The 23,652-nt window shown below is 70.9% G+C and carries 23 protein-coding genes; 12 read left to right on the top strand and 11 right to left on the bottom strand.

What is annotated here, in order from left to right; all coding sequences use genetic code 11:
• The first annotated feature begins 1 nt into the window (after position 1).
• Together ACZ4MF_RS07055 and ACZ4MF_RS07060 are read left to right on the top strand one after the other, a co-directional pair.
• A complete protein-coding gene (locus tag ACZ4MF_RS07055; RefSeq protein WP_467490530.1) occupies positions 2–208 on the top strand; it encodes a DUF397 domain-containing protein in 207 nt (68 codons plus the stop codon).
• Positions 205–426 carry a DUF397 domain-containing protein gene (locus tag ACZ4MF_RS07060; RefSeq protein WP_467490532.1) on the top strand — a complete coding sequence of 74 codons (222 nt, stop codon included), beginning with the start codon at positions 205–207 and terminating at the stop codon, positions 424–426. The genes ACZ4MF_RS07055 and ACZ4MF_RS07060 overlap by 4 nt, the downstream gene beginning before the upstream one ends.
• Positions 427–433: 7 nt before the next feature.
• Here ACZ4MF_RS07060 and ACZ4MF_RS07065 read toward each other — a convergent pair whose 3' ends face one another.
• Both ACZ4MF_RS07065 and ACZ4MF_RS07070 read right to left on the bottom strand, forming a co-directional pair.
• Complete coding sequence (locus tag ACZ4MF_RS07065; protein ID WP_467490534.1) at positions 434–1,840, bottom strand: glutamate decarboxylase; 1,407 nt, start codon at positions 1,838–1,840, stop codon at positions 434–436.
• 39 nt (positions 1,841–1,879) lie between these two features.
• Positions 1,880–3,166, bottom strand: a complete 1,287-nt coding sequence (locus ACZ4MF_RS07070; RefSeq protein WP_467490536.1) for an ion channel protein — start codon at positions 3,164–3,166, stop codon at positions 1,880–1,882.
• 150 nt (positions 3,167–3,316) lie between these two features.
• Between ACZ4MF_RS07070 and ACZ4MF_RS07075 the strand changes: the two genes are divergently transcribed.
• Positions 3,317–4,078, top strand: coding sequence for a MerR family transcriptional regulator (locus ACZ4MF_RS07075; RefSeq protein ID WP_467490538.1), 762 nt, complete (start codon positions 3,317–3,319; stop codon positions 4,076–4,078).
• A gap of 69 nt (positions 4,079–4,147) precedes the next feature.
• Here the strand turns inward: ACZ4MF_RS07075 and ACZ4MF_RS07080 are convergent, their stop codons facing one another.
• Positions 4,148–4,513 (bottom strand): YbjQ family protein, encoded by a 366-nt coding sequence (locus ACZ4MF_RS07080; RefSeq protein ID WP_467490540.1) that lies wholly within the window; start codon positions 4,511–4,513, stop codon positions 4,148–4,150.
• Positions 4,514–4,670: 157 nt separating this feature from the next.
• Between ACZ4MF_RS07080 and ACZ4MF_RS07085 the strand changes: the two genes are divergently transcribed.
• Complete coding sequence (locus ACZ4MF_RS07085) at positions 4,671–5,672, top strand: DedA family protein (RefSeq protein WP_467490542.1); 1,002 nt, start codon at positions 4,671–4,673, stop codon at positions 5,670–5,672.
• A gap of 5 nt (positions 5,673–5,677) precedes the next feature.
• Here ACZ4MF_RS07085 and ACZ4MF_RS07090 read toward each other — a convergent pair whose 3' ends face one another.
• Positions 5,678–7,327, bottom strand: a complete 1,650-nt coding sequence (locus ACZ4MF_RS07090; RefSeq protein WP_467490544.1) for a threonine/serine exporter family protein — start codon at positions 7,325–7,327, stop codon at positions 5,678–5,680.
• 121 nt (positions 7,328–7,448) lie between these two features.
• The gene (locus ACZ4MF_RS07095) at positions 7,449–7,940 is read right to left on the bottom strand and encodes an inorganic diphosphatase (protein WP_018547987.1); all 492 of its coding nucleotides are present in this window, start codon (positions 7,938–7,940) and stop codon (positions 7,449–7,451) included.
• A 124-nt stretch (positions 7,941–8,064) separates the two neighbouring features.
• On the opposite strand from ACZ4MF_RS07095, the gene dacB reads away from it, so the two are divergent.
• The 6 genes from dacB to folE all read left to right on the top strand — a co-directional run bounded on the left by dacB (position 8,065) and on the right by folE (position 15,639).
• Entirely contained in the window at positions 8,065–9,621 is a 1,557-nt protein-coding gene (gene dacB, locus ACZ4MF_RS07100; RefSeq protein ID WP_467490546.1) for a D-alanyl-D-alanine carboxypeptidase/D-alanyl-D-alanine endopeptidase, read from the top strand.
• A 67-nt stretch (positions 9,622–9,688) separates the two neighbouring features.
• The gene (locus ACZ4MF_RS07105) at positions 9,689–10,822 is read left to right on the top strand and encodes a zinc-dependent metalloprotease (RefSeq protein ID WP_467490548.1); all 1,134 of its coding nucleotides are present in this window, start codon (positions 9,689–9,691) and stop codon (positions 10,820–10,822) included.
• Between the two features lie 192 nt (positions 10,823–11,014).
• On the top strand, positions 11,015–12,043 hold the full coding sequence (tilS, locus tag ACZ4MF_RS07110; RefSeq protein WP_467490550.1) for a tRNA lysidine(34) synthetase TilS: 1,029 nt from the start codon (positions 11,015–11,017) through the stop codon (positions 12,041–12,043).
• A gap of 97 nt (positions 12,044–12,140) precedes the next feature.
• Complete coding sequence (hpt, locus tag ACZ4MF_RS07115) at positions 12,141–12,680, top strand: hypoxanthine phosphoribosyltransferase (protein ID WP_356029235.1); 540 nt, start codon at positions 12,141–12,143, stop codon at positions 12,678–12,680.
• Between the two features lie 198 nt (positions 12,681–12,878).
• Positions 12,879–14,921, top strand: coding sequence for an ATP-dependent zinc metalloprotease FtsH (gene ftsH, locus ACZ4MF_RS07120; protein ID WP_356029232.1), 2,043 nt, complete (start codon positions 12,879–12,881; stop codon positions 14,919–14,921).
• A 112-nt stretch (positions 14,922–15,033) separates the two neighbouring features.
• Positions 15,034–15,639, top strand: a complete 606-nt coding sequence (gene folE / locus ACZ4MF_RS07125; protein WP_467490552.1) for a GTP cyclohydrolase I FolE — start codon at positions 15,034–15,036, stop codon at positions 15,637–15,639.
• A 36-nt stretch (positions 15,640–15,675) separates the two neighbouring features.
• Here folE and ACZ4MF_RS07130 read toward each other — a convergent pair whose 3' ends face one another.
• The 6 genes from ACZ4MF_RS07130 to ACZ4MF_RS07155 all read right to left on the bottom strand — a co-directional run bounded on the left by ACZ4MF_RS07130 (position 15,676) and on the right by ACZ4MF_RS07155 (position 20,903).
• The gene (locus ACZ4MF_RS07130; RefSeq protein ID WP_467490554.1) at positions 15,676–16,164 is read right to left on the bottom strand and encodes a DUF3180 domain-containing protein; all 489 of its coding nucleotides are present in this window, start codon (positions 16,162–16,164) and stop codon (positions 15,676–15,678) included.
• A 71-nt stretch (positions 16,165–16,235) separates the two neighbouring features.
• Entirely contained in the window at positions 16,236–16,847 is a 612-nt protein-coding gene (folK, locus tag ACZ4MF_RS07135; RefSeq protein WP_467490556.1) for a 2-amino-4-hydroxy-6-hydroxymethyldihydropteridine diphosphokinase, read from the bottom strand.
• The gene (gene folB / locus ACZ4MF_RS07140) at positions 16,844–17,203 is read right to left on the bottom strand and encodes a dihydroneopterin aldolase (RefSeq protein ID WP_358655199.1); all 360 of its coding nucleotides are present in this window, start codon (positions 17,201–17,203) and stop codon (positions 16,844–16,846) included. Before folB ends, folK begins: the two co-directional genes overlap by 4 nt.
• Before the next feature lie 248 nt (positions 17,204–17,451).
• Positions 17,452–18,021, bottom strand: a complete 570-nt coding sequence (locus ACZ4MF_RS07145; RefSeq protein ID WP_467490558.1) for a nuclear transport factor 2 family protein — start codon at positions 18,019–18,021, stop codon at positions 17,452–17,454.
• Positions 18,018–18,932, bottom strand: a complete 915-nt coding sequence (gene folP / locus ACZ4MF_RS07150) for a dihydropteroate synthase (RefSeq protein WP_467490560.1) — start codon at positions 18,930–18,932, stop codon at positions 18,018–18,020. Before folP ends, ACZ4MF_RS07145 begins: the two co-directional genes overlap by 4 nt.
• Before the next feature lie 132 nt (positions 18,933–19,064).
• Positions 19,065–20,903 (bottom strand): phosphatidylglycerol lysyltransferase domain-containing protein, encoded by a 1,839-nt coding sequence (locus ACZ4MF_RS07155; protein WP_467490562.1) that lies wholly within the window; start codon positions 20,901–20,903, stop codon positions 19,065–19,067.
• 200 nt (positions 20,904–21,103) lie between these two features.
• Between ACZ4MF_RS07155 and ACZ4MF_RS07160 the strand changes: the two genes are divergently transcribed.
• Together ACZ4MF_RS07160 and ACZ4MF_RS07165 are read left to right on the top strand one after the other, a co-directional pair.
• Complete coding sequence (locus tag ACZ4MF_RS07160) at positions 21,104–22,231, top strand: alpha/beta hydrolase (RefSeq protein ID WP_467490564.1); 1,128 nt, start codon at positions 21,104–21,106, stop codon at positions 22,229–22,231.
• Positions 22,232–22,326: 95 nt separating this feature from the next.
• Positions 22,327–23,646: a hypothetical protein gene (locus ACZ4MF_RS07165; protein ID WP_467490566.1), complete on the top strand. Its 1,320-nt coding sequence runs from the start codon at positions 22,327–22,329 to the stop codon at positions 23,644–23,646.
• The last annotated feature ends 6 nt before the right edge of the window (positions 23,647–23,652 follow it).

Genomic DNA, 23,652 nt, shown 5'->3' on the forward strand with positions numbered 1-23,652 from the left:
CATTCCGAACGCGGCCATACTGAACGGCTGGCGTAAATCGTCGCACAGTGATGACAACGCCGGCAGCTGCCTCGAAGTCCTCGACCACCACCCCTCTGGCGTCCCCGTCCGTGACTCCAAGCGCCCGGAGGGCCCCGCGCTGGTCGTCGCGGGGCCCGCGTGGGCGTCGTTCGTCCACGCGGTTGGCGGCGGGGCCCTGCGCCCATGACCGACCCGACCACTCCGAACGCCGCCCCGCTGAGCGGCTGGCGCAAGTCGACCTACAGCAACTCCGAGGCCGGTGACTGCCTCGAAGTCCTCGACCACCACCCCTCCGGCGTCCCCGTCCGTGACTCCAAGCGCCCGGAGGGCCCCGCGCTGGTCGTCGCGGGGCCCGCGTGGGCGTCGTTCGTCGCGGGGGTCAGGGGCGGAGCCCTGCGCCCCTGACCGTCACCTAGTGGTGGAACCCGGTCGCCGCCGCCTTGTCCCGGGTCAACGGGTGTGGCTGGCGGTTCAGTTGGGGCAGCAGGCGGGTCAGGTCGTCCAGGAACAGGTCGGCCAGGTCGTGCGAGAAGCCGTTGCGGCACACCACCCGCAGCACGGACAGGTCCTCGCGGTTCGCCGGGAAGGTGTACGCGGGCACCAGCCAGCCGCTCTCGCGCAGCCGCCGGGAGACGTCGAAGACGTCGTACGCCGTGACGTCGTCGGCCGTGGTCAGCGCGAACACCGGCAGCTCGTCCCCGTGGGTGAGGAGCCTGAAGTCACCCAGTTCTCCGATGCGTTCGGCCAGCGAGGTGGCCACGTCCCGGGTCGACTGCTGCACCGCCCGGTAGCCGTCGCGGCCGAGGCGCAGGAACGTGTAGTACTGCGCGACCACCTGCGCACCGGGCCGGGAGAAGTTGAGCGCGAAGGTCGGCATGTCGCCGCCCAGGTAGTTCACCCGGAACACCAGCTCCTCCGGCAGCGCCTCCGCGTCCCGCCACAGCGCCCAGCCGACGCCGGGGTACACGAGCCCGTACTTGTGCCCGGAGGCGTTGATCGAGGCCACGCGGGGCAGGCGGAAGTCCCACTCCAGGTTCTCGTCCAGGAAGGGCGCCACCATGCCGCCGGAGGCGCCGTCCACGTGGACCGGGATGTCGAGTCCGGTGCGCTCCTGGAGGGCGTCCAGGGCCGCGCACAGGTCGGCGATCGGCTCGTAGGAGCCGTCGAAGGTCGAGCCGAGGATGCCGACGACCCCGATGGTGTTCTCGTCGCACAGCTCGGCCGCCGCCTGCGGGTCCAGATGGAAGCGGTCGCCCTCCATCGGGACCTGCCGGGCCTCCACCTCCCAGAAGTTGCAGAACTTCTCCCAGCACACCTGGACGTTGATGCCCATGACGAGGTTCGGGCGCGCGCCCGGATAGCGGTCGGCGTTGCGCCGTGACCAGCGCCGCTTCAGCGCCATCCCGGCGAGCATGCACGCCTCGCTCGACCCGGTCGTCGAACAGCCCACCGCCGCCGACGGATCCGGCGCGTTCCACAGGTCGGCGAGCATCGCCACACAGCGCCGTTCCAGCTCGGCCGTGCGCGGGTACTCGTCCTTGTCGATCATGTTCTTGTCGCGGCACTCGCCCATCAGCACCCCGGCCTGCGGCTCCATCCAGGTGGTGACGAACGTGGCCAGGTTCAGCCGGGAGTTGCCGTCCAGCATCAGCTCGTCGTGCACCAGCTGGTACGCCGTGTTCGGGGGCAGCGGGCCGTCCGGGAGCCGGTGCGTGGGCGGGGCCTCGGTCATCCCCGCGACCGGATTGGCCTCGCCGAAGAACGGGTTGACCGACATCACGCGCTTCTGATGCTGCTCGGGACCTTTGTGCAGGGCCATGAGACGTGCCTCCGGGAGTTCGGGAAGGAATCGGGGGAATCAGCGGACCGGCGTGCCGTCCGGCCGCAACTGCATCTGCGGACGCCCCGTCACCAGCAGCCAGGCGGGCAGCGAGGCGACGCACAGCAGGGTGAGGACCGCGGGCGAGGCCGCCAGGACGGCGGCGGTGAACAGGCTCACCCAGCCCTGTCGCGTGACAGCCAGGAGCATGCCCAGCACGCCGGTCGCCACGCCCACCGAGGGATGCACGGCCGGAACGAGCGCATGGGCACACAGGCCCAGCGACGCGCCGATGAAGACCGCCGGGAAGATACGGCCGCCACGGAAGCCGCTGGCCGCGGCGACCAGCAGCGCCGCCAGCTTCACCACCGCCATCACGGCGAACTGCCCCGCCGACCAGCCCGCCGGGTTCCGGGCCAGCTCCCCGACCTCCGCCAGCCCCTTGAACAGCGTCAGACGACCGCCCAGCGCCCCCAGCGCGCCCAGCACGAGCCCGCCCGCCGGCAGCATCAGCATCGGGTGCCGCAGCCACCAAAAGCCCGCGTGGACGTACGGGAAGGCGTACACGGCGCCCATGCCGAGCAGCGCGGCGGCCGAGGCGATCACCACGGCGGCCAGCACGTCCTTCGCGTCGAGGTGGCGCAGCGGCGGCAGTCCCAGGTCGAAGGTCGGACGGAAGACGAGGGAGGCCGTCAGGGCCCCGCACGCGCCGGCCGTGAGCGGCGCGAACAGGTTGTCCCACAGCCGCCCCCGGTTCGGCTTCCCGGCCAGCGCCTCGGAGATGACCAGCGCCGCCGCCACCGGGGTGCCGAACAGCGCGCCGATCGTCGCCGACTCGGCCAGCACCGGCCACAGCGAGTCCGGCGTCCGGGGCAGCAGCCGGGTGCCGAGCCAGGCCGCGAGGCCCACGTTCACGGCGATGACCGGGTTCTCCGGGCCGAGGCTCGGACCGCCGGCCAGCATCAGCGCGGCCGCCAGCACCAGGCCCGGCAGCACGACCGGCGGCAGGGCCGGGGCGTCGAGGCCGAGCGTCGCCGGATCGGGGCCGGCGTGGCCCGGCACCTTCCAGACCACCAGCCCGACCGCGATCCCGGTCGCCACGAGCATGACGAACATCCACTGCACCGAGTAGCGGCCCACCCCGAGCGCGTCCGGCAGCGGCCCCCACAGCACGTGCTGGAGCTTCTCCGCCGCTGCGCTCACCCCGACGAAGACCAGGGCCGCGGCCACGCCCACGACGACGGCGGGCAGGATGAACGGCAGCAGGGACCGTGCCGGAGCCGTGGAAGCGATCGGGGGCGGCTGCCGCGCGGTGTCCTGGGCCACGGGCTCACCATAAGCGGATGGAACTAACAAAACGGTCAAAGCGGATGAAGCGTCCGGAGTGATCCGGAACGCGAACCGGCTTGCACCTCACGCCGCGTGAGGCCTCAGCGTGGGGACGTACCGACGACAAGGACGTCAAGGAGCGGAAAAGTGAGCTACTCCGTGGGACAGGTCGCGGGGTTCGCCGGGGTCACGGTGCGCACCCTGCACCATTACGACGAGATCGGCCTGCTCGCGCCCGGCGGGCGCACGCACGCCGGGCACCGGCGCTACACCGACGCCGATCTCGACCGGCTCCAGCAGATCCTGTTCTACCGGGAGCTCGGCTTCCCGCTCGACGAGGTCGCGGCCCTGCTCGACGATCCGGCGGTGGACCCGCGGGAACACCTGCGCCGGCAGCACGACCTGCTGACCGCCCGGATCGAGAAGCTGCAGAAGATGGCCGAGGCCGTGGAGCACGCCATGGAGGCACGCACGATGGGCATTCAACTCACCCCCGAGGAGCGGTTCGAGGTCTTCGGGGACAAGGACCCCGAGCAGTACCGCGAGGAGGCGGAGCAGCGCTGGGGCGACACCGAGGCGTACGCCGAGTCCCAGCGCCGGGCCGCCACGTACACCAAGGAGGACTGGAAGCGCATCCAGGCCGAGGTCGACGACTGGCAGGAGCGCTACGCCGCCCTGGTGGACGCCGGCGAGGAGCCGTCCGGCGAGGCAGCCATGGACCTCGCCGAGGAGCACCGGCAGCACATCGGCCGGTGGTACTTCGAGGTGCCGTACGAGATGCACCGGTGCTTCGCCGGGATGTACGTCTCCGACGAGCGCTTCAAGGCCTTCTACGACGCGGTGCGGCCGGGCCTCGCCGAGCATCTGCGGGGCGCGATCGACGCCAACGCCGACCGGCACACCTCCTGACCGGTCCCGGCCCGGGGGCGCACGAGCTCACTCCCGGGCCGGGACCGCGGCGGTCACTCCTTGGAGCGGTCACTCCTTGGAGAGGACCACCGCGGTGCCGTAGGCGCACACCTCGGTGCCCACGTCGGCGGCCTCGGTCACGTCGAACCGGAACGCGAGCACGGCGTTGGCACCACGCGCGCGTGCCTGCTCCACCAGGCGCTCCATGGCCTGGTTGCGGGTCTGCACGAGCGTCTTGGTGAGGCCCTTCAGCTCGCCGCCGATCATCGACTTCAGTCCGGCGCCGATCTGGCTGCCCAGGTGGCGCGAGCGCACGGTGAGTCCGAAGACCTCGCCGATCACCTGCTCCACCCGGCGTCCGGGCACGTCGTTCGTCGTCACGACCAGCACGTCCGGCTGCGGCTCCTGGCCGCCGCCGTAGTCTTCGAGTCCCATGAGGCACAGCTTTCTCTCGGTTGTCCCACAGTGCATCCTGGAGGCATCGGTGGAACCTGGGGCGGTCACTTCACGTTGATAGCTTTGGGCGGCACTCGCAGGGAAGTACGCCGTTCAGCCGCCGCAACCGCCTTCACCCCCTCAGGAGCCCGGACCCGTGATGACACTCGCCCTCGGCCCGAGCTGGCTCGATCCCAACAACCTGCTGGACAACTTCGGCATATGGGGCCTGCTGCTCGTCGTCTTCGCCGAGTCCGGCCTGCTCATCGGGTTCTTCCTGCCCGGTGACTCGCTGCTGTTCACCTGCGGCCTGCTGATCACCTCGCACCAGATGAACTTCCCCCTGTGGGGCGCCGTCGGCCTGATCTGCCTCGCCGCGGTACTCGGCGACCAGGCGGGCTACATGTTCGGCAAGAAGGTCGGTCCGTCCCTCTTCAACCGCCCGGACTCCCGCCTGTTCAAGCAGGAGAACGTCACCAAGGCGCACGAGTTCTTCGAGAAGTACGGCCCGAAGTCCCTGGTCCTGGCCCGCTTCGTGCCCGTGGTGCGCACGTTCACGCCGATCATCGCGGGCGTCAGCGGCATGAAGTACCGCTCGTTCGTGACGTTCAACGTCATCGGTGGCACCCTGTGGGGCGCGGGCGTCACGCTGCTCGGTTCCTGGCTCGGCAACATCGACTTCGTCAAGAACAACATCGAGGCGATCCTGATCCTGATCGTCCTCGTCTCCGTGGTCCCGATCGCGATCGAGTTCCTGCGCGCGCGGAGCAAGGCCCGGAAGGAGGCTGCCGCCCGCCCCGAGCCGCAGCCCCTCCCGCAGCAGCCCCGGCCCGCGTACCAGCACCAGCAGCCGGTGATGGAGGACGCGACGGCCCAGCTCCGCCGCATCGAGCCGACCGAGCCGGAGCCGTACGCCTACCAGCAGCCTCAGCAGTACCAGCAGCCGCAGTACCAGCAGCCGCTGCAGGAGTGGAACCAGCAGCAGTACTACGACCAGGGGCAGTACCAGCAGCACGGACAGCAGCAGCAGTACGGGCAGCACTACGGGCACCAGCAGTACGACCAGCAGCAGTACGACCAGCAGCAGTACGACCAGAACCCGTACGACCAGAACCCGTACGACCAGAGCCCCTACCCGGACGGCTACCGCAACCAGTAGGCCGCTCAGAACCCCCTGGTCCGCTTGGCGGCCCTGCGCTTCCCGGCGGAGGGGATCCGCAGGAACAGCCGGGAGATCTCCGACCCCAGGTTGACCCCGATGGCGATGGCCATGGCGAGTGACGCCGCCTTGGCCAGCGACACCAGCCCCTTGTCCACCTGGTTCTGGGCGATGCTGAGCAGCCCGAAGTACGTCGCCGAACCGGGCAGCAGCGGCCCGATCGCCGCCGTCGTGTACGGCAGCGCCGACGCGAACCGGTAGCGCGACAGCAACTGCCCGAACAGACCCACCAGCCCCGCCGCCACGGCCGTGGAGGCCACCGGCGAGATGCCGCCGACGTAGTGCATCGCGCCGTACACCGACCACGCGACGCCCCCGTTGAGGGTCACCCACAGCACGGTCGAACGTTCCTGCTGGAGCAGGACCGCGAAGGTCAGCGACAGCACCATGGACGCCGCGATCTGGATCAGCGGCCGTTCGTTGATCATCATCGCCGCGTCCGGGTTTAGCGTGCCGCCGACCTTCACGCCGAAGTACAGGACGAGCAGCACGCCGGTGACGATGCCGACGAAGAAGTACATGACCTCCAGCAGGCGCGCGGAGGCGGTGATGTAGAAGCCGGTCAGGCCGTCCTGCACGCCCGCCACCAGCGCCCGCCCGGGCAGCAGCGCGAACAGCCCACCGGTGACCACGGCGGACGCCTTCACGTCGACGTTGGCCAGCGCGAACGCCACCCCGATCGCGGCGGGCGGCATCGCGGCGACCGTGAACTGATAGAACTCCGGCAGTCCGCGCCCCGCGCACAGCCAGGCCAGCCGGTCGCCGAGCATCGCGCCGAGGGCCGCCGCGACGAACACGATCAGGTCACCGCCGACCAGGACGGAGGCGGCACCGGCCAGCAGCCCGCCGGCGAGGGTCAGCACCCAGCCGGAGTAGGGGTGCCGGTTGCGGCGGATCTCGGCGAGGCGCCGGTAGGCCTCCTCCAGCGAGACATGCGTCTCCGGGTCGGTCAGGTCGTCCACCAGCCGGAACACGGCCGCGAGCCGTGTGTAGTCGGTGCCCCGCCGCCGCACCGTCCGCGACGCCGTCACCGGGTCCTCCACCAGTGACGGCTGGTGCGAGATCGACAGCAGCGTGAAGGTGACGTTCGGCTCGCAGCGGTCCAGGCCGTAGGAGCGGCACACCGCGAACATCGCGGCCTCCACGTCCTCCGCGCCCTCCCCGCCCGCGAGCAGCAACTCCCCGATACGCAGCGTCAGGTCGAGCACGCGCGGAACCGCCGGGCCCTCCTCCTCGTGGCGCTGCACGGGCTCGGGCGCCGGCCGCTCGGCCACCGGCATGCGCAGCATCGTGCGCATCCGGTCCTGCCAGGGCGCGTCCTTGATCAGGCTGACCGGTATCCCGGACGCCGGGGTGAACGCGGCCGACGCACCGGCGCTGTACGCGCTCGGCAGGCTGAACGCCGACCCCTCCGGCTCCGCGCCCGGCGCCTGCGGCACCGCCAGCCCGTCCGGCACGGCGAACTCGGACGTCGTCTCCGGTTCGACACTGCCCTCGGGGACCTCGATGCCCTGGGGAATGGCGAACTCGGACGTGATCTCCGGGTCGTACCGCGCCTCGTCCGACCGGGGCTTGCGGTCCTCCGCCTCCGTCACCTCGCACCGCTCCCTGAACGACACCCTTCTGCAAGCCTCAGTATGCGCATGCCTGCGCGGCGGACACACAAACGGGCCGCACGCGTGCGCGTGCGGCCCGTTTCAGCGGGACAGGACCGGCTCAGTGGCCGCCCGTCTCCTTGAAGCGCTTGTAGGACCGCTCGATCTCGGCCTCGGCGTCGGTGCGGCCCACCCAGTTGGCGCCCTCGACGGACTTGCCGGGCTCCAGGTCCTTGTAGACCTCGAAGAAGTGCTGGATCTCCAGGCGGTCGAACTCCGACACGTGGTGGATGTCGCGCAGGTGCTCCACACGCGGGTCGGTGGCCGGGACGCACAGCAGCTTGTCGTCGCCGCCCGCCTCGTCCGTCATGCGGAACATGCCGATCGCGCGGCACTTGATCAGGCAGCCCGGGAAGGTCGGCTCGTCCAGGATGACCAGCGCGTCCAGCGGGTCGCCGTCCTCGCCGAGGGTGTTCTCGACGAAGCCGTAGTCGGTCGGGTAGGCGGTCGAGGTGAAGAGGCGACGGTCCAGGCGGATCCGACCGGTCTCGTGGTCCACCTCGTACTTGTTGCGCGAACCCTTCGGGATCTCGATCGTGACGTCGAACTCCACCGGTGGCTCCTCCATGATCAGCACATAGTTCTGGTGGTTAAGTGTCCCTCACGCACGTGTGTGATCGCGAAAGGGGCTGGTGGTCGTGCCGGAGCCGAGGCCGTGGCGGGCCGCAGGACCGCAGGTGGAGCGGATTGCGAACGCCGTACGACCGCGTCTGGCGCGGGCCTTCGCAGCCGTACGGCCGCGGGCCGCGCGGCTGACCCGGGCCCTTGTCGCCCGGTCCCCGCACCTCCCCCGTCCGCGAGCCGTCAGGACCTGGCAGTACACCGCGGGCGCCGCCACCGCCGGCCTCGCACTCGCCGCCGGCGTGGTGACCGTGTCCGGCCCCTGGGACGCCAACGGTCAGCGTACGGCCGAGCGGGACAGAGCGATCGCTCTGGACCGCTCAGGTGGCGCAGATCACGGCGGTTCCGGCGCGGCCGCCGGGGCGCCGCTGCCCGCGCCGAGCGCCGCGCCCGTCCTGGTGGGCCTGGACGCCGCGACGCAGGCCGTGGGCACCAAGAAGGCCGCCCCGGGCGGAAAGCCCCTCTCGGACGTCCTCGGGCCCCTTCTGGACGCTCCCGCGCTGGGCGACAGCCACGCGGCGGCCGTCGTCGACGTCACCACCGGCAAGCGCCTGTACGGCAGCGCCGACACCGAGGCCCTCACGCCCGCCTCCACCACCAAGATCGCCACCGCGGTCGCCGCCCTGTCCGCCCTCGGCCCCGACCACCGCTTCACCACCCGCGCGGCCTTCGAACCCGACACCGGCGAGCTCGTCCTGGTCGGCGGCGGCGACCCCACGCTGACCGCCCACAAGGAGGCCGACATCTGGGCGAGCCTGCGCCGGCTCGCCGCCGACACCGCCCAGGCGCTGCACAGGCGCGGCATCCGCAAGGTCACGCTCTCCTACGACACGACCCTGTTCACCGGCCCCGCCCTGCACCCCATCGGCGTCAACGACAACCTCGCCCCGGTCAGCGCCCTGACCGTCGACGAGGGCCGTACCGACGACTCCGCCGGCGGCCCGGCACCCCGGGTGAGCGACCCGGCGAAGGACACGGCCGCCAAGTTCGCGGCCTACCTGAACTCCGCGGGCGTCACGACCTCGTCCCCGGGCCCCTCGAAGGCCTCCACGCGCGCGCAGACCCTCGCCACGGTCTCCTCGCCCCCGCTGGCCGACATCGTCGAGCGGATGCTGACCAACAGCGACAACGACATCGCCGAGACCCTGGCCCGCCAGACGGCGCTCACGAGCGGTCAGCCGGGCAGCTTCGAGGGCGGCGCCGAGGCGATCTCCGCGCGGCTGACGAAGCTGGGCCTGCCGATGGCCGGTGCCTCCTTCCACGACGGCAGCGGCCTCGACCGCGACGACCGGCTCACCCCCGACCTCCTCACCAGCCTGCTGGTCACAGCCGGCGACCCGGCCCGCCCCGGCCTGCGCCCCGTCCTCACCGGCCTGCCCATCGCCGGCTTCACCGGCACCCTGACCAGCCGTTACGCCAATGGCGCGGCCGGCGTCGTACGCGCCAAGACGGGCACCCTGACCGGCGTCAACACCCTGGCCGGCACGGTCGTCGACGCCGACGGCCGCCTCCTGGCCTTCGCCTTCATGGCCGCCGGCACGACGAACCCCGAGGAGGCCCAGTCGGCCCTCGACCGGACGGCCACCGCGCTGGCGGGGTGCGGATGCGGCTAGGCACACGCGCGTGCCGCACGTTCACACGGCCTGCCCGAAGTGGGAACGCTCACGTACGGTTGACGACATGACTGGCTTCGGTGGCACCACATCTCCCGGGATGGTCGACTGGAACCTCGCGGTGGCGACCGCGACACGGCTCGTGCGACCGGGCCCCGACGTCAGCCGCGACGAGGCACGCACCGTCGTCGCGGAGCTGCGACGGCACGCGAGGGCCTCGGAGGAGCACGTCCGGGGCTTCACCCGGATGGGCACCGGCGAGATCCACGACACGCCGGTCCTCGTCGTCGACCGCCCCGGCTGGGTCCGGGCCAACGTCGCCGGCTTCCGCGAGATCCTCAAACCGCTCCTGGAGAAAATGCAGGAGCGCCGCTCCGGAACCCCCGGCAACGCGGTCCTCGGCGCCGTCGGCGGCAAGGTCACCGGGGTCGAACTGGGCATGCTGCTGTCGTTCCTGTCCTCCCGGGTCCTCGGTCAGTACGAGACCTTCGCCCCGGCCACCCGCGAGCTGCCGGCCGGCGAGAACGGCGGTGGCCGCCTCCTGCTCGTCGCGCCCAACATCGTCCACGTCGAGCGCGAACTCGACGTCGAACCACACGACTTCCGCCTGTGGGTGTGCCTGCACGAGGAGACCCACCGCACGCAGTTCACCGCCGTGCCCTGGCTGCGCGACCATCTTGAGGGCGAAATCCAGTCGTTCTTGGCGGAGACCGACGTCGACCCGATGACGTTCCTGGAGCGCATCCGCGAGGCCGCCCAGTCCCTGGCGGGGGGCCGCCCCGAGGGCGAGGAGGACGACGGCGGCCGCTCCTTCGTCGAGCTGGTGCAGACCCCCGCCCAGCGGGAGATCCTCGGCCGCCTCACCGCTGTGATGTCCCTGCTGGAGGGCCACGCCGACTACGTCATGGACGGCGTCGGACCGAGCGTCGTACCGTCCGTGGCCGAGATCCGCGAGAAGTTCCAGCAGCGCCGCGCCAAGGGCGCCTCCCGGCTGGATCTCGCCCTGCGCAAGCTGCTCGGTCTGGATGCCAAACTGAGGCAGTACCGGGACGGCGAACGGTTCGTACGGGCCGTCGTCGAGCAGGTCGGCACCGACGGCTTCAACCGGGTGTGGACCTCGCCCAACACCCTTCCCACCAAGGCCGAGATCGCGAAACCGGCGGACTGGGTCGCGCGGGTGCACCGCAAGGCCGAGTCGTGAACGCGACGGCCGCGTCGTGAATCGAATTCGGCCTGCGGCAGGCGAACGCCCCTCCAATCACCCGTCCGAGGGACCGTGAGCCTTGCGTAGGCGTGCAATGCTCGGGGAACCTCCCGGTTCTGTCACCATCTACACACTCTGAGTGACTGAGCTCGGACCCACCCCCCGACAACTTCATGAAGGGAACCGACCATGGGTCCCCATCCTGCGGTCGCGGCGATACGCCTGGCGGTCCGCCGCGTCCTCCACGACATCCTCAATGACCAGACCTCGGGCGAGATCCCGGGCCGGACGGCCGAGCGGCCCCCCTCCCCGCTCGTCCTCGTCGCGTGCTCCGGCGGCGCCGACTCCATGGCCCTCGCCTCCGCGCTCGCCTTCGAAGCGCCCCGCCTCGGCATCCGCGCCGGCGGCGTCACCGTCGACCACGGCCTCCAGGCCGGCTCCGACCTCCGCGCCGACGAGGTCGCCCTGCGCCTGCGCGGCCTCGGCCTCGACCCGGTCGAGTCGGTCGCCGTGACCGTCGGCCGCGAGGGCGGACCGGAAGCCGCCGCCCGCGACGCCCGCTACGCCGCCCTCGACGCCGTCTCCGAACGCCACGGCGCCACCGCGATCCTGCTCGGCCACACCCGCGACGACCAGGCCGAGACGGTCCTGCTCGGCCTCGCCCGCGGCTCCGGGATCCGCTCCCTGTCCGGCATGGCCGCGGTCTCGGGGGCCGGCGGCCGCTACCGGCGGCCCTTCCTCCAGCTCGACCGGCAGACCGCCCGCAAGGCCTGCATGGTCCAGTCCCTGCCCGTTTGGGACGATCCTCACAACGCCGACCCCGCCTACACCCGCTCCCGGCTGCGGCACGAGGGTCTGCCCGCCCTGGAGAAGGCCCTCGGCAAGGGCGTCGTGGAGGCGCTCGCCCGCACCGCCCAGCTCTCCCGCGACGACGCCGACGCCCTCGACAGCTGGGCCCGCCAGGCCGAGGGTTCCGTACGGGACGGCGCCGGCCTGCTGGAATGCGCCAAGCTGTACGCCCTGCCGCCCGCCGTGCGCCGCCGCATCCTGCGCCGCGCGGCCATCGAGGCCGGTGCTCCGGCCGGCGCGCTGTTCGCCCGTCACATCGAGGAAGTCGACCGCCTGATCACCGGCTGGCGCGGCCAGGGAGCCATCAATCTCCCGGGCAAAGTCGTCGCCCAGCGACAGGGTGGCAGACTGGTGATTCGGCAAGGCTGAATCCCGACACCCGGCGGAGCGACCCTCCGGCGGTCCGGGCGGCCGGCCGCCGGGAAGTGCGGGACGACCGAAAGTGATGCGGGTGGACGCGAAAGACATGGGTGCCGACCTCGAGAAGGTGCTCATCACCAAGGAAGAGATCGACGCGAAGCTGGCGGAGCTGGCCGCGAAGATCGACGCGGAGTACGCGGGCAAGGACCTGCTCATCGTCGGCGTCCTCAAGGGCGCGGTGATGGTCATGGCGGACCTCGCCCGCGCGCTGTCCACGCCCCTCACCATGGACTGGATGGCCGTGTCCTCCTACGGCGCGGGCACCCAGTCCTCCGGTGTCGTGCGGATCCTCAAGGACCTCGACACCGACATCAAGGGCCGGCACGTCCTGATCGTCGAGGACATCATCGACTCCGGGCTGACCCTGTCCTGGCTGATCAACAACCTCGGCTCGCGCGAGCCCGCCTCGCTGAAGGTGTGCACGCTGCTGCGCAAGCCCGACGCCGCGAAGGTCGCGATCGACGTCGAGTGGGTCGGCTTCGACATCCCGAACGAGTTCGTCGTCGGCTACGGCCTCGACTACGCCGAGAAGTACCGCAACCTGCCGTTCGTCGGTACGCTCGCGCCCCACGTCTACGGCGGCTGAGCCACTCGGCTCAAGCCTTGTAGGACGATCGGGAACCCCGGCGGGTTCCGCGCCGTTGAAGCATGCAGAGACGGGCCTCCCGGCTGTTTCGAAACGCTTCGTGCGGCTTCGGACACAGCCACGCTGGGGTACCGTCAGAAGAACTGTCTTATCAAACTCACTATGGCAGGAGGGACGGGGCGGCACCGCTCCGTATGGATGGACGTGAAGCGATACTTCCGTGGGCCGGTCATGTGGATCGTGCTGGCCGTCCTTGCCGTGGTCGTGTTGATGCAGGTCGTCGGCTCGTCCGGCGGCTACAAGACGGTGGACACCGGCCAGGTCGTTGCAGCGATCAATGCCGACAAGGTCCAGTCGGCCAAGATCACCACTGGTGACGAGCAGACCATCAAGGTCACCCTCAAGGACGGCCAGAAGGTCGACGGCAGCTCGAAGATCCAAGCGAGCTACATCGGCGACCAGCAGGGCACCCAGCTCGCCAGCAACCTTCAAACCAAGTACGAGAGCAAGCAGATCCCGGACGGCTACACCGTGTCGCCGTCCAAGCAGAACCCGTTCGTCGGCGTCCTGCTCTCCCTGCTGCCCTTCGTCCTGATCGTGGTCGTCTTCCTGTTCCTGATGAATCAGATGCAGGGCGGCGGCTCCCGGGTCATGAACTTCGGCAAGTCCAAGGCCAAGCTCATCACCAAGGACACCCCGAAGACGACGTTCGCCGATGTCGCGGGCTGCGACGAGGCCGTCGAGGAACTCCACGAGATCAAGGAGTTCCTGCAGGAGCCGGCCAAGTTCCAGGCCGTCGGCGCCAAGATCCCCAAGGGCGTGCTGCTCTACGGCCGCCCGGGTACCGGCAAGACGCTGCTCGCGCGCGCCGTCGCCGGCGAGGCGGGCGTGCCGTTCTACTCGATCTCCGGTTCCGACTTCGTCGAGATGTTCGTCGGTGTCGGTGCCTCCCGTGTCCGTGACCTGTTCGAGCAGGCCAAGGCGAACGCCCCGGCGATCGTCTTCGTCGACGAGATCGACGCGGTCGGCCGCCACCGCGGCGCCGGCCTCGGCGGTGGTCACGACGAGCGCGAGCAGACGCTGAACCAGCTGCTCGTCGAGATGGACGGCTTCGACGTCAAGGGCGGCGTCATCCTGATCGCCGCCACCAACCGCCCCGACATCCTGGACCCGGCGCTGCTGCGCCCCGGCCGCTTCGACCGGCAGATCGCGGTCGACCCGCCGGACCTCCAGGGCCGTCTGGAGATCCTCAAGGTCCACCAGAAGGGCAAGCCGGTCGCGCCTGACGTCGACCTGTCCGCCGTCGCCCGCCGCACCCCGGGCATGACCGGTGCCGACCTCGCGAACGTGCTGAACGAGGCCGCGCTGCTCACCGCCCGCGGCGATCAGAAGCTGATCGACAACAAGGCGCTGGACGAGGCGATCGACCGCGTGGTCGCGGGCCCGCAGAAGCGGACCCGGATCATGTCGGACAAGGAGAAGAAGATCACCGCGTACCACGAGGGCGGTCACGCCCTGGTCGCGGCGGCCTCGCCGAACTCCGACCCGGTCCACAAGATCACGATCCTGTCCCGCGGCCGTGCCCTCGGTTACACGATGGTCCTGCCCGACGAGGACAAGTACTCGACCACGCGCAACGAGATGCTGGACCAGCTCGGCTACATGCTGGGCGGCCGCGCGGCCGAGGAGCTGGTCTTCCACGACCCGACCACCGGCGCCGCGAACGACATCGAGAAGGCCACCAACCTGGCCCGCGCGATGGTCACGCAGTACGGCATGACCGAGCGGCTCGGCGCCATCAAGTTCGGCGGCGACAACAGCGAGCCCTTCCTCGGCCGTGAGATGGCTCACCAGCGCGACTACTCGGAAGAGGTCGCCGCCCTGGTCGACGAAGAGGTCAAGAAGCTCATCGAGAACGCGCACAACGAGGCCTGGGAGATCCTGGTCGAGAACCGCGACGTGCTCGACCAGCTCGTCCTTCACCTGCTGGAGAAGGAGACCCTGGGCAAGGAGGAGATCGCCGAGATCTTCGCCCCGATCGTCAAGCGCCCGCCGCGGCCCGCGTGGACCGGTTCCTCGCGCCGCACCCCGTCCACCCGCCCGCCGGTGCTCTCCCCGAAGGAGCTGGCACTGACCAACGGTGCGAACGGCTCGACGGCCTCGATCAGCACGGTCAAGTCCACTGCGTCGGAGTCCGCTCCGGTGACGGACCAGGCTCCGGAGGACCGCTCCGAGAGCTGAGCGTGTTTCGGCCAACCGGCCCGGAATGCACGCCGCGCCCCCCAGGGTTTTAGCCTGGGGGGCGCGGCATTTTCCTTATGCACGCATGTGGACGACAGGAACGAGGCACCAGATGACCGACCCGGTGACGCTGGACGGTGAGGGACGCATCGGCGAGTTCGACGAGAAGCGCGCCGAGAACGCCGTACGGGAGCTGCTGATCGCGGTCGGTGAGGACCCGGACCGCGAGGGGCTGCGGGAGACGCCGGCGCGGGTGGCCCGGGCGTACAGGGAGATCTTCGCGGGCCTGTGGCAGCAGCCGGAGGACGTCCTGACGACGACGTTCGACATCGGTCACGACGAGATGGTCCTCGTGAAGGACATCGAGGTCTACTCGACCTGCGAGCATCACCTGGTGCCGTTCCGGGGCATCGCGCACGTCGGGTACATCCCGTCGACGTCCGGGAAGATCACGGGCCTGTCCAAGCTGGCCCGGCTCGTGGACGTCTACGCACGCCGCCCGCAGGTGCAGGAACGTCTCACTACGCAGATCGCGGACTCCCTGATGGAGATCCTGGAGCCCCGGGGCGTGATCGTGGTCGTGGAGTGCGAGCACATGTGCATGTCCATGCGCGGCATCCGCAAGCCGGGGGCGAAGACCATAACGTCGGCCGTCCGCGGTCAGCTGCGGGACGTCGCCACCCGGAACGAGGCGATGAGCCTGATCATGGCGCGCTGAACCGCGCGCCGGACCCGGCGGGGTGCGGCCGGGCGGTCACGCCGCCGGTTCCGCCCCCGGGTGGTTCTGGTCCTCGTCGTCCGGGAGCTTGCACACGCGCTCCAGGAACAGGGCCGCCACTATCACCGCGATGCCGGCCAGCACCGAGAAGCCGGCGTAGATGGCCTGGTCGCGGCGGGTGGGCAGGTCCAGCAGCTCCAGCAGGAACACGCCCGTGCCGCCGTACATGCCGGCGACGAGGGCCGCGACCAGGGCGCTGGCCTGGCCGAAGACGACCGCGCGGGCGGCCATCAGCGGGTCGACGCCCTTGGCGCCGGGCCGGCGCTCGCGCTGGGCCTTGAACCGGGCGCGCAGCGAGAGCGCCGTCGCGGCCAGGACCACGGCGATCAGGGCGAGCACGACGGGCGCGGCCAGGGGGACGCTCGGCAGGGTCCCGATCGCGTTCCAGAGGCGGGCGCCCGCCCACGACAGGACTCCGGCCACGACGAACACGCCGGCCAGCACCCTGATGCGCAGCTCTTTCACGGTGTCCCTTCAGCTCCCCCGGACCGGCCCGGACCGTGGTCGTTCCGACCTTGCCGTCCTGACCTTAACGACTACTCGGGCAGTCGGAGTTCCAGGTCCGCGCGGGGCGTCACGCCGTCGCGGGTGACGGCCGCCAGCAGATCGGCCACCGGACCCCGGCCGGGGAGCTTGGCCTGCGGGTCCACGTCGTGCCAGGGGGCGAGCACGAAGGCGCGCTCGTGGGCGCGCGGGTGGGGGAGGGTGAGCCGCGGGTCGTCGGAGGTGACGTCGGCGTAGGCGACGATGTCGACGTCCAGGGTGCGCGGGCCCCAGTGTTCGTCCCGGACCCGCTTGAAGGCCTCCTCGACGGCGTGCGCGCGCTCCAGCAGGGACTCGGGGGGCAGGGTGGTCTTCAGGACCACGATCGCGTTGAAGTACGACGGCTGGGTGCCGGGTGCCACGCCCCACGGCTCGGTCTCGTACACCGGCGAGACGGCTTTGACGCGCACTCCCGGGGTGTCCTCCAGCGCGTCGACGGCGCCCTGGAGGGTCTCCAGGCGGTTGCCGAGGTTGGCGCCGATGGAGATGACGGCCCATTTGGGGTTCTGCAAGGTCGTGTCGGCGGCGTCGACCTGCTCGACGACCGAGGCGGGCACCGGCTGGACGGTCGGGTCGCTGTGACCCTGGAGGTACGGTCGGGTCATACTCGGCTCCTGGTGATGGTGACGGTCACGTCGTCGAAGGGGACGGTGATCGGCGCGTCCGGCTTGTGGACGCACACCTCCACCTCCAGGACCCCTTCGTGCTTCAGACAGGTGCGCGCGATCCGCTCGGCGAGCGTCTCGATGAGGTTCACCGGCTCGCCCTCGACCTCGGCCACGACTTCCTCGGCCACGACGCCGTAGTGCACGGTCTTCGTCAGGTCGTCGTCCGCCGCGGCCGGCCGGGTGTCCAGCCCGAGGACGAGGTCCACGATGAAGGTCTGGCCCTCTTCGCGCTCCTTGGGGAACACACCGTGGTGCCCGCGGGCCTTGAGGCCGCGCAGCGCGACACGATCCACGCGAATCACTCCTGCAATCGTCGGGAAGGACCGGTCCGTACCGCGTGCGGGCGGCACACCGGCCTCTGACGAATCTACCTGCGGGTGCTGACACAGCCGGGGCGCGGGGCCACGGGGCCGCCGCGGGCCATGAGCGTTCATCTCGTGTTTCCCCCGGGAAACCCGGCCACGCCATGGGCTGATAGCCGCTCATACCCCGGGGTAGGTGATTCCAACCACTTCTTCGCAGCCGGGGAACCGCCGGCTGTTCAGCCGAGGAGGCCGTCGTCCGGATTCGTGCCGTTTGTTCCGGGCGTGTCGTCCGTGGCGTCCATGTCCTCGACGGCCTCGGCGTCCTCGGCGTCCTCGCTCTCCGCCATCACGGGGGAGGCGTGATGCGACCAGATCTTCCAGCCGGCGGGGGTGCGCCGGAACACGTTCGTGGCGACGACGAGCTGACCGACCAGCGGCCCCAGCTCCCCGCCGTCCGCGGGTGCCGGGCCGCCGCTGAGGATGTTCTCGGTGCAGGTCACGAGCGCCGTGTCGCCGGTGACGGACACGTGCACGTCGGTGAGGAAGAACTGGATGTAGTCGGTGTTGGCCATGATCAGGGCGTACGACCTGAGGACCTCGCCGCGGCCGGTCAGCACGGGCCAGCCGGGGTGCACGCAGGAGATCACCCCGGTGTCCGCCGGGTCGTGGTACTCCTCGTCCACGCCCAGGTCGGCGGGGCTGAGCCAGAGCGAGGACAGCTCCTCGAAGTCGCCGCGTTCCATCGCCTCGTAGAAGGCGGTGTTGGCGGCCTCCACCTGTTCGACGTCGATGTGAGGGGCGCTCACCGCTCTCCTTCCACCTCGTGCTCGCCGCCGGCGTCCGGCGTGTGACCCGTTTCACGCGCCCCTTCCACGGCCCGTGCGACCCGAACCGCGTCCGCGGTGGCGCGTACCTCGTGCACACGCACCGCCCAGGCGCCGGAGTGCGCCGCGAGCGCCGAGACGGCGGCCGTGGCGGCGTCGCGCTCCCTGGCCGGCGGGGGCGCCCCCTCCGGGCCGGCCAGCACCCGGCCGAGGAACCGCTTGCGGGAGGCGGCCACGAGCAGGGGGTGGCCGAGGACGCGCAGACGGTCGAGGTGGGCGAGGAGGGTGAGGTCGTGCCCGGCCTCCTTGGAGAAGCCGAGGCCGGGGTCGACGACGATGCGGTCCGGGGCGACACCGCCCGCCAGAACGGCCTCCACGCGCGCGTGCAGCTCGTCCACGACCTCGGCGACGACGTCCTCGTAGACGCCCTGGACGTTGCCGCCCGCCAGGAAGCCGCGCCAGTGCATCACGACGAACGGGGCGCCCGCAGCGGCGACCACCGGGATCATCGCGGGGTCGGCGAGGCCGCCGCTGACGTCGTTGACCAGGGCTGCACCGGCCGCGAGGGACTGCTCGGCCACGGAAGCGCGCATGGTGTCGACGGAGACGACGACGCCCTCGGAGGCGAGGCCGCGCACGACGGGGATGACGCGCCGCAGCTCCTCGGCCTCGTCCACGCGCGTGGCGCCGGGCCGGGTGGACTCGCCGCCGACGTCGACCAGGTCCGCGCCCTCGGCGACGAGGTCCAGACCGTGTTTGACGGCGCGTGTCGTGTCGAACCAGCGGCCGCCGTCGGAGAAGGAATCGGGGGTCACGTTGACGACGCCCATGACCGCGCACCGGTCCCATGCCGGAAGGCCCGTCACCCGGCCGCGTCCGCTGAGATTGTTCATACGTTCAGCGTAGGCCCAGGAGCGGGCCGTGAACGCGCGGCGGCCCGGGCGGAAGCCCCTGCTGGAGGAGGTGGGACTGCCGTCCGGGCCGGTCCTCGGTCATCCCGCGCGGCGCCGTGCCGTGCGCGCCGTTCAGGCCGCGCGCACGTCGTGTTCCGCCATGGTGTGCGCGCAGGGGCGCTCGGCGACCGCCCTGCGCCGGCGCAGGAAGCGCGGGAGCGGCAGGGCGATGTGGACGAAGCCCTCCGCCTGCATGGCCGCGAAGCCGATGCGGGGCAGGTCGGCGGAGTTGCGGTAGACCACGAAGCGCGGCTCCCAACGCGGCCGGAACTTGGCGTTGAACTTGTACAGCGACTCGATCTGGAACCAGCGCGAGAGGAACACCAGCAGCCCGCGCCAGGCACGCAGCACCGGACCGGCGCCGATCTTCTCGCCGCGCGCGAGGGCGGAGCGGAACATCGCGAAGTTCAGCGAGATCCGGGTGATGTCGAACTTCGGCGCGGCCTGGAGGGCGGCGACGATCAGGAGCTCGTTCATGCCCGGGTCCGCGCTGCGGTCGCGGCGCATCAGGTCCAGCGAGACGCCGTCCTTGCCCCACGGCACGAAGTGCAGGATCGCCTTCAGGTCGCCGTACTCGCCGGGCTCGTCGTCCTGCTTGTGGGCGGTGGCGATCAGGCAGTCCCCGTCGGCCGGGTCGCCGACGCGGCCGAGCGCCATGGAGAAGCCGCGCTCGGTGTCCGTGCCGCGCCAGTCGTCGGCGGCGCGCCGGACGCGCTCCAGCTCGCCGTCGCTGAGGTCACGGATGCGCCGTACCCGGGTTTCGTAGCCGGCCCGCTCGATGCGCTTGACCATTTGTCGGACGTTGCGCATCGCGCGTCCGGCGAGCGAGAAATCCGCGACGTCCACCACCGCCTCGTCGCCCAGTTCGAGGGCGTCCAGGCCGGTCTCGCGGGTCCACACCTCGCCGCCCGTCTCCGAGCAGCCCATGACGGCCGGGGTCCACGAGTGGGCCTTGGCCTCGTCCATGAAGCGCTCGATGGCGCCGGGCCAGGCCTCGACGTCGCCGATGGGGTCGCCGCTGGCGAGCATCACGCCGGAGACGACGCGGTAGGTGACCGCCGCCTTGCCGCTGGGCGAGAAGACGACCGCCTTGTCCCGGCGCAGCGCGAAGTGGCCGAGCGAGTCCCGGTGCCCGTGCTTGGCCAGCAGCGCGCGCAGCTGCGCCTCGTCCTCCTCGGTGAGCCGCGCGGCCGGGTGCTCGGGGCGGAAGGCCAGGTAGATCGTGGTGACCGCGGTGATCCAGCCGAGCGCGCCGAGGGAGAAGGCGACGGTCCAGGAGGCGTTGCCCGCGTAGTCGACGGGGCCCTCGAAGCCGAACAGGCCGTAGACGACGTGGGTGAGCCGGTCGGCCAGGCTCGGGTTGCCGATCGTCCGGTGCGGGTGGACGCTCACGATCACGAGGCCGAGCACGAGGGAACCCGCACTCATAAGTACGAAGTTGGTAAGAGCACGCCACCTGCTGCGCGGGTCCGGCAGGGCCGCGAACTCGTTCCGGTGCCGCAGCAGCGGCAGGAGCAGTGCGACCGCGATCAGCATGCCGACGAGCGAGTGGCGGTACGCGAACTGCGCCACGGCACCCGCCGGCAGCAGCGCGACCGCGGCCCGCCATGCCCGGCGCTTGCGCCGCTTGAGCCCGTGCGCGAGCAGGAGGAGCAGCACGCCGGCGCTCAGCGAGAGCGCCGCCGCGAAGGGCCCGAACGAGCCCGGCAGCACCTCGGCGATCGCGTGCATGCGACTGTGGCGGAAGCGCGGGAAGACACCCGCGGCAATGTCCAGGACGCCCACGAGTGCGGCCGCCCTGCTGACCAGAGTGGGAACGACCTCGGGACGCGGGCCGCGAAGTATGCGCCGCGCCCGGCTCTTACCACCCGGAACCTCGCCCGACAATTCCCCATCTATCCTGACAGACATCGCATCCCGTAGTTCTGCGAGAGACCTTGAACCCGGGCCCGATCAGGGCATCCGGCGACATTGCGCCCTCTAGGACGGTGTCTCGGGGGGAGAGGTTCACTCCTCATCGGAAAGTCGGGTCAAAGGCCAAGGAAAGCCCCGGGCAAGCCCTCGCAATAAGGCGTGGGTACCGGGCGGAGAGCGCAGGCAGGAAGCAGCCCATGGGACTCACGAGCAATAAAGTGCTGTTGCTGGCGATCGTGTTCGCAGCCGTGCTGTTCGCCGGCACGGTGTGGCTGTGGCCGCGACTGGCACGGCAGAGCTGGCAGTCCGTCGGCGGGCGCATCGGTCTGCTGTTGACCACCCAGCTCGCGATCTTCGCCTCCGTCGGGCTCGCTGCCAACCAGGCCTTCGGGTTCTACGCCAGCTGGTCGGACCTGTTCGGCCAGGAGAACGCCCAGGGTGTGGTCGTCGACCACATAGCGGGCGGCGGCAAGACCGGTTCGATCAAGGTGGTCTCCACGTCCCACGTCGCGGGCGTGGGCGGCGGGATGCCGCAGCTGACCGGGCAGGTCCAGAAGGTCGACATCGTCGGCCGTACGACCCACCTCGCCACCCCGGCCTACGTGTACCTGCCCCCGGAGTACTTCCAGCCGCAGAACCACGCGCGCAAGTTCCCCGTCTCCGTGGTCCTCACGGGCTACCCGGGCACCGCCGAGGCGCTGGTGAACAAGCTGGACTACCCGAGCACGGCGCAGCAGCTGGCCAAGAGCGGCAAGATGCAGCCGATGATCCTGGTCATGCTGCGGCCGACCGTGGCGCCGCCGCGGGACACCGAGTGCGTGGACGTTCCGGGCGGCCCGCAGGTCGAGACCTTCTTCGCCAAGGACCTGCGCAACTCGGTGATGGAGCAGTACCGCGTCGACAAGACGCCTGCCAGCTGGGGCATCGTCGGTGACTCGACCGGCGGCTACTGCGCGCTGAAGATCGCCATGCACCACCCGGGCTCCTACGCGGCCGCCGCGGGTCTCTCGCCGTACTACAAGGCTCCGATCGACCCCACCACCGGCGATCTCTTCCACGGCAACAAGGACCTGCAGAACCGGGCCAACCTGTTCTGGGCGATCAAGCATCTGACCGCGCCCGAGACCTCGCTCCTCGTGACCAGCAGCAAGGTCGGTGAGCACAACTACAAGGACACGATGAAATTCATCCAGGCCGTGCAGGGCACGAACGTGACCAGGATTTCCTCGATCATCCTTCCGAGCGGCGGGCACAACTTCAACACCTGGAAGCGGGAGATCCCGCCGACCCTCCAGTGGCTCAGCACGAAGCTGACCGCCAACTGAAATCGTTGCCCTGATGCCCCGTGAAGCGCACAGTGTGGCTGTGTTTTTACGGGGCGGGGGCCCGCGATTCGCCTACGCGCGGTAAGTTTCTGGCCATGCCACGTGGACGCCACCGCCATTCCCCACCTCTGCACCGGCTGTTGCCTCCCTCGGCGATCGCCGGTGTCTCCGTCGTCTGCGCGCTGGGTCCCTGGGTGTTCTCCGGGGCCACGGTGTTGCGCGCACTGGCCGCGGCCGCCGCGGCGACCGCCGTCGTCGGCGCGATCGTGATGCGCCGCTGGGACGCGCAGGCGGGCAAGCAGGTCGCCGAACTCACGCGCGCGCGTGCCAGCGACGAATGGCGCAACGAGGAACGGGTCGCCGAACTGGAGACCGACCTTGAGGAATCCCGCGAGCTGCGCGCCAAACTGGAGCAGCGGCTGCGCGCCAAGCGTGCCGAGCTGGCCGGCCTGCGCAACGAGCACGCGGCCCTGCTGCGCCGGTACGCCACGGCGGAGACCGAGCGCGCGAGCGCCCTGGAGGGCCGCCGGCTGCTGGAGATCGAGGCCGCCGAGCCCTCGTCCTCACTCGCCCTGCCGCCCGCGCGCAGCGCCGAGCCCCGGCAGGAGCCGGAGCCGGTTGCGGCCGAGGTCACGCAGGAGGACGACCACGAGGCCTCGTCGGCGAACGCGGTGTTCTCGTCCGAGGGCGCCTGGCTGTACAAGCGTGCCCTGACGGCTCTGGCCGGGTTCGAGCGGGAGGCTCCGGCCGAGGCCGAGGCCGAGGCCGAGGCCGTCGGCGAGTCCGGGTTCGAGTCCGAGGCTGTGGCGCTCGACGAGGAGGAGGCCGAGCCCGAGGCGGCCGAGGACGCGGTTCCTGAGGCCGAGCTCTCCGACGACACCGATTCCGATGGTGCCGATTCCGAGACCGAGACCGACTCCGTCGCCAAAGGAGAAGGCGCCGAGTCCGTCGAAGCCGAAGCCGAAGCCGGAGCCGGGGCCGACGAGGACGCCGCGAACGCTGTGACCGGCGACGTGACCGACGCCGCCGGTGCCGCCGCGAGCGAGGCCGCCGCGCCGAGCGCGGCTCTTGAACCGGTACGGCCGATGGGGCAGCCGCCCGCCGGGCACTTCACGGTGCCGACCGCGGTGGCCGTCGTACCTGCCGCACCCGCTCGGCGACCGGTGGTCGAGGGTGGTTTCGACTTCTTCGGCACCCAGAAGGCCGCGCCCGAGACCGCGCTGGACTCCGTGCAGAACGAGGACCTCGCCGACGTCGTCGGACAGGAGGCCATCGCCGTGCACAAGGCCGAGGCCGAGGCCGCGTTCAAGCCCGCCGACGCGCAGGCGGACGGCGCGGGTCAGGTCATCGACCTGACCGCGCACGACGAGACCGAGCAGATCGACGTCCAGGGGCTGCGCAGCGCGGCTTCCTGACGCGTG

This window comes from Streptomyces sp. NPDC025793, assembly GCF_055558375.1.